Here is a 2603-nt window from a genome sequence, read left to right on the forward strand (position 1 = left end):
CTTCGTTCGAGCCTTCGATCACTCCGTGCCCGACACCCGCGACGAGATCCGTAGCCGACACGAGCACCCGCACCGCCGGCGCACCCTTGCCGACCAGAACGGACGGGTCGAGCCCACCCGCTTGCCGCAGCAGTTCGGTGAAGGCATCCGACGCGATCTGTTCGACGGTGCGCTCATCCCGCTCGAGCCCCTCGGCCCGGCGCACCTGCTCGGAGTCGACGAACCGCGGCCCGCCTCGACGAGGTGATGTCGCCCGGTCGTAAATCTCGTCGACGACACCAGCGGTGAGGGGGTCGTAATCCCAGATGAGGCGTTTCATGCCGTCGCGCAGATCGAGCCGCCGGATCGACCGCCGCCCCCGCAACACGGCCTCCCGTGACGCGATGCCGGCTTCGTCGATCTCGTCGCGTACTTCCCGGGCGCGCTTGAGCAGCCGGTCGGGGTCGAGCGTCGGAGCCTGGTCGCACAGCAACTCGGTCGCCTCAGCCACAAGCACCGGATCTGCACCCGACCCATCCAGCCCCGCCCGGATCGCCTCAGCCGCCTGGACCGACACCGTTCCGTCGACGACCCGATCGCCGAGCACCCGATCGCCGGGAACCGAGCCATCAGCCTGCGCGAGGCGACCGACGCGGAGCGCGACCACGGCATCCCGACCTGTCACTCCGGTGGTCGAGCGCAGCAACTCTTCGGGCGTACGCGCACCCTCGCGTCGCGCCAACCCCGCCCCGCCCAGTTGCGGATCAGACCGCCGCTCGAGCTCGCCCGCCGCGAGCGCGATGTGCGCATCCGCCAGCTTGTTCGCCTCTCCCGCGAGCCGCAACCACTCCATGAGCGTCGCATCCGACGCCGCATGACAGGCGCCGACCGACCGCGGCACATCGCGCAGCACCGCAACGGCGGTGGCGAGAGCGGTGGTGGAGGTCATGAGTGAAATCCTTTCGGATCCCATTCTCTCAGCCCGAACAAACTTTCGAAAGTACAAGAAGTCGCCCCGCAGACCCCTGTGGAGGACTCACCGAGCAGCACTCACCGAGAACGCGAACGAGCCCCCACATACCGCCGCACCAACCCGACGACAACGAGCAGCACCCCGAGCACGACCCCCGGCGGCGTCACCGCGGTGAACACGAAAGCAGCCGTCGAATTCGCAACCCCGAGCGACTCGACCGGCACCAACCCCGCTCCCCACGTCCGCAGAAACACCCCAGCAGCTACGAGAACAACGACGAGAAGCATCCCGAGCACGAACTCTCGCCACCGGTTTTCGACGAACCCTCGCACGAGGCCGAGGATGGCGAGCCCCGACGCGAGCGGCAACCCGAAACCAAGCAGAACGCTGGATGCCGACAGCGCGACGGTCGCGAGAATGTCAGCGGACATGAACCCACCGTACGGGTGCAAGATCAAAGCATGACCTCACGCAGCGACCACGAACGCATCGAGCTCGGCACCCTCGGCGAGTGGCGTAACCACTACGGCGGCTTCCGGGCGACGACATCCCGTGACGGCCGCCGGGTCGTCGACCACGAGGTCGACATGCAGTACATCGGATTGACGGCGAATTCGTTCATCCCCGGCGAGGAGGCCGGCTACTGGCACTCGCATTCGCAGCTAGAGGAGTTGTACGTCTTCCTCACCGGCCGAGGCGAGATGGGTCTGGATGACGAGGTCGTCCCCGTTACCGCCGGCACCGCCATCCGCGTCGGTCAGGGTGTGATGCGCACGTGGCGTGCCGTTCCCGACAGCCCCGAGCCGCTCACCTGGTTGTGCATCCGCGCGGGCGGTACTGAGCTCGAGACGTTCCCATCGGATTCCACCCGCGACGACGAGCGCCCGTCACCCTGGTAAGACCGCTACCCGATGCTCCTGCGGAATCTTTCGATCACGCTGACGGGCGGACCGACCTTGGACTCGATGAAGGCCGCGATCAAAAGCAGAAGCGCCGGCACGTAGGCACCGACACCCCACACGATCAGGTGGCTCATCCCCCACCCCTCCGTCGCTGCCTGAGCCGCGCCGGCGGCTGCGGTCACGACAAACGCTGCAACGACGACGACCCAAGCACGCGGCCCCGACCACACGGCGAGCGCGAGCAGCGCGGCGATCAGCGGCGCGAGCAGGATGCCGATCTCCCACGCTGATCCTGCGGTGAGCGACTCCGCCCGGAAGTTGTGGTCGAGCAGTGCCGGCGTGTCGGTCGCCGGTCCGAGGTCGAGCACGACGAGAGGCAGCGAGAAGGCCGCGATCAGAACGAACCCTGCGATGGCCGCCGCCGCTGCCTTCAGCCAGGAGGGAATCGACGGATGCGTGGCCGACGGGTTCGTCTGAACATCGTCGATCGGCGTCCACACCAGGGTCGCCGATTCCGGATCCACCGCCGCTCGGAAGCTCGCACTTCCCGTCGCGATGCCGGATGCGGCGATCTTGCCGTCGGTCGCCAAAAGCACGAAGGGGATGCGCGCGGATCCGTCGAGCACATGGTCGGGCATGCGGCCGAAATGGCTCACCGTGGATTGCTGCACCTGCACGGTCGACGGCTGCACGACGAGGATGTTGGCGTCGTCGAGACTCAGTCGCCGGATCGCGCTGACGAGCTGGGA

The 2603-nt window shown here is 67.5% G+C and carries 4 protein-coding genes; 1 reads left to right on the forward strand and 3 read right to left on the reverse strand.

All coding sequences use genetic code 11. The features are described from left to right. Together RMO30_RS11300 and RMO30_RS11305 are read right to left on the reverse strand one after the other, a co-directional pair. Positions 1 to 928 (reverse strand): DUF222 domain-containing protein (locus tag RMO30_RS11300; RefSeq protein ID WP_309713441.1); only part of this gene is annotated, 928 nt, incomplete at its 3' end. Between the two features lie 101 nt (positions 929 to 1029). Continuing rightward, a complete protein-coding gene (locus RMO30_RS11305) occupies positions 1030 to 1383 on the reverse strand; it encodes a hypothetical protein (protein WP_309713443.1) in 354 nt (117 codons plus the stop codon). 30 nt (positions 1384 to 1413) lie between these two features. Between RMO30_RS11305 and RMO30_RS11310 the strand changes: the two genes are divergently transcribed. After that, entirely contained in the window at positions 1414 to 1851 is a 438-nt protein-coding gene (locus tag RMO30_RS11310; RefSeq protein WP_309713446.1) for a cupin domain-containing protein, read from the forward strand. Positions 1852 to 1856: 5 nt separating this feature from the next. Here RMO30_RS11310 and RMO30_RS11315 read toward each other — a convergent pair. Next, positions 1857 to 2603, reverse strand: a 747-nt coding sequence (locus tag RMO30_RS11315; RefSeq protein ID WP_309713449.1) for a hypothetical protein, incomplete at its 5' end; no start/stop codon positions are given.

Source organism: Pseudolysinimonas sp. (assembly GCF_031389465.1).
GTDB lineage: Bacteria > Actinomycetota > Actinomycetes > Actinomycetales > Microbacteriaceae > Pseudolysinimonas_A.